This is a genomic window from Actinosynnema sp. NPDC059797 (assembly GCF_042732085.1).
Lineage (GTDB): Bacteria > Actinomycetota > Actinomycetes > Mycobacteriales > Pseudonocardiaceae > Actinosynnema.
Map to the genome: position 1 here is coordinate 1 of NZ_JBHWIE010000587.1, position 3,038 is coordinate 3,038.

At 74.2% G+C, this 3,038-nt stretch carries 2 protein-coding genes and 1 pseudogene; 1 reads left to right on the forward strand and 2 read right to left on the reverse strand.

The features are described 5' to 3' along the window. Positions 1-211, reverse strand: a pseudogene (locus ACFV4N_RS42015) (hypothetical protein); the annotation flags it as partial. A gap of 151 nt (positions 212-362) precedes the next feature. After that, positions 363-1,190, reverse strand: coding sequence for a PE-PGRS family protein (locus ACFV4N_RS42020; protein WP_499678277.1), 828 nt, complete (start codon positions 1,188-1,190; stop codon positions 363-365). A gap of 396 nt (positions 1,191-1,586) precedes the next feature. Here ACFV4N_RS42020 and ACFV4N_RS42025 point away from each other — a divergent pair. Continuing rightward, positions 1,587-3,038: outer membrane protein assembly factor BamB family protein (locus tag ACFV4N_RS42025; protein WP_499678278.1), on the forward strand; the 1,452-nt coding region annotated here is incomplete at its 3' end.

The following is a 3,038-nucleotide window of genomic DNA, read 5'->3' on the forward strand; positions in this document are numbered from 1 at the left end:
CGAGGGCGCGCACCGTACGGGTGGTGTGCTTGAGCAGCACCTTGTCCCCGGCGCGCAGCGGCCGCTCGTTGAGGTGGCTGACGGTGGCCTCGACGTCCTTGGTGGGGGCGGCGTCGGCACCCGCGACCAGCCGGCGGAGCTCGTCGAGGGAGCGGGGGTGCTCGGTGGTCGCGGCGGAGAAGGTGACGTTACCTGCCCAGTTGGTGGTCACCCGATCGATTCTGCCTGAGAGGGCGGGGTGCTCCGCGTCCACCCGCCCCGCTCCGGCTTCACGGCATGTCCCACCTGTTCACAACCGACCGCACAACGCGACCCCCTGGAGCGGGGCGAAGCAGGGAGACGCTCACGGGCAATCGCGCGAGCTACAGGAATGTCACGAATCCTGTGACGCCCTTGCCGCCCCTCGGCTCGAGCTCCTTGATGTCCTTCGCCCCGTCCACCACGTAACTGGCGCCGCCACCGCCGCCACCGCCGGCGGCGGCGCCACTACCGGCGTCACCGCCCTTGCCGCCACCGGAGTTGACCGCCGGGCCGCCGTAGCCGCCACCCCCGCCACCGCCACCGCCGGCGGTCTCCCCCGCGTCGCTGCCACCGTCGCCGTCCCTTCCCCTCGCCTTGCCGCCCGAGCCGCCGAAGCCCCCGTAGGCACCGTCGCCCGCGGAGCCGTCGCCAGGTTGGAGGCCGCCGGCACCGCCCTTGCCACCGTTGTTGCCCACGATGCCGCCACCGCCACCGCCGCCGCCACCCCCACCACCGACGACGAGGACGCCGTGGGCTTCGCTGACGACAGCGCTGGCTCCGCCGCCGCCGGCCCCGCGCGTGGAGTCGACGTTGCCGCCTCCGTCAGAACCGCCCGGACCACCGTTCGCCCATCCGCTGCCCTTGTGGTAGCCGTGCCCGTGATCCGCGACGTGGATCGTGAGCTGGTCCCCGGGGGTGACGCTCACCGTGGCCTGGACCGGTCTCCCGCGGCCCGGGCCGCCGGTGGGTCCGGAGCCGTACCCGCCCTGGCCGCCGGCCACCTGCATCGTGATGGCGGAGACCCCGTCGGGGACGCGGTATTGGTAAGTCCCCGGTTTGCCCCAGTTCGCGGTCGCACCGGCACCGCCCGGTGCGACGTCGACGGACCCGGTCCCTTGCGTGCTCGAATCTTGTGCTGTCACGGATTCACCCTCTTCGACGACATACATCCGATGAACTGCGGACATTGGCGCCGGCAAGGACCGCCGCCTGCGCGGACGCAGCGGTGCAGTCCCGCCAAATGCGGATGAAAAATGCATCCGCATTGGACCGGCAATTTGTTCGGCTGCTCGATGCGAATGGGCAACCTGACTGTAAGCACGGGACATGGGTCCGTCTACGCTTCTTCAGCCAACTTGCCGGCAATCACCCGTACGTGTCGGGACGATGTGACACCCCGTGCAGGGCGGCGGAGAGCGGTCACCCGGATCGCGCACGACCGCGAGGTGGGGTGTGGGAACGGCTCGGATCAGGGCCGTGGTGCGGGTCAGGGCCTCCGGCAGCCGGGTGCGGGGCGTCCCGGAACAGGGCCGGAACGGATCTTCCGCACTTCTCGTCCCAGGGACGTGCTGCGCTACATGACGCTGGTCGGCGCGCTGTGCGCCGCGACCGCGCCGTTCCTGCCCGGTGGGGTTCCCCGGCCCGAACCGGACGCGGTGTTGATCGGGTTGGCCGCCGGGGTCGTGGTGGCGGCGCTGGTGGGCCTCGGCCGGGCGCGGGTGGTCGGTGGGCTGCTGGGCGTCGGGATCGCGGTGGCGGCCCTGGTGCTGCTGTGGCTGGACGTGCGGACCGGTCTGACGGGTGTGGACCTGCCCGTGCTGGCGGTGGGCGCGGTGGCGGTGGCCGTCGGGGCGTTCCGGAGCCTGGAGCGGCGGGTGCGGCCGGTCGGGGTCGCGGCAGCGCTGGTGGTGGCGGCAGCGGCGGCGGTCGCCCCCTCCGGGGTGGAAGCCCTGGTGGTGGAGGCGGAGGCGCGGGACGCCCGGGACTTCGAGCCGGAACCGGTCGCGGAACGGCCCGGTGGTCGCCAGTGGGCGTGGCGACCGACGTCCGACGTGGTGGGGGTCGTGGCCGCCGGGCACGGGGTCGCGGTCGGGCTGCGGGAAGGAGCCGTGGTCGCCCTGCACGGCCCGGACGGCCGGGAGGACTGGCGGTACGCGCGGCCCGGTGCGCGGGTCGGCGCGGTGGCCGCGTCGATGGACCGGCGGACCGTGGTGGTGGCGTTCGGGTCGCCGGACGACACGCGCGCGCAACTGGTGGTGGTGCTGGACGCGGACACCGGGACCGTCCGCTGGCAGGTGACGCTGCGCTCGGTGCTCGTGGAGGTGGGCGAGCTGGCGCCGGGGACGCGGACGCTGGCCGTCCGTGACCGGGAGGTCGTCACCGCCTACGACTTGGACACCGGCCAAGTGCGGTGGACGTGGACCGCGCCGCAGGGCTGCGAGTCCCTGTACACGCTGCCCGCCCGGGGTCGCACGACCGTGCCCGTGGTGCAGGAGTGCGCGGGCGAACTGGTGCTCGTCGCGCTGGACGAGGTGACCGGGCACGAGCGCTGGCGGCACGCGGCGCCGTCGGGGGCACCCGACGGCGAGGTGGCCAACGTGATCTTGCTGGGCTCCCCGGACGGCTCCGTGCTGTCGGCGCGGATGGCCGGCGGCGGGCTGTTCGACGCGGAGACCGGGAAGGCGCTCGCGCAGCCGGGAGCGCCGTGGACGGCACGGGTGGACATCGGCCCCACGCCGCTGCTGGAGCAGGAGGACGCCGGGAGGAGCACGGCGCTCGCCGCGCTGGACCCGCGAACCGGCGACGTGACGCCGTTGTCGGTCGAGGCGTGCCCGGGGCGGGTCGCGGACGCCACGACGGCCACGGCCTACCTGCGGGCGTGCGGTGACACCGGCCGGGAGCTGACCGTGGTGACCCAGCCTCTGGACGGGTCGCCCCCGACGAGCGCACCGGTGCTCCTGGACGGCTCCGGTTCCCGCTCGGACGTGCGGCTGGTGGCCGCGCCCGGCGCCGTGGTG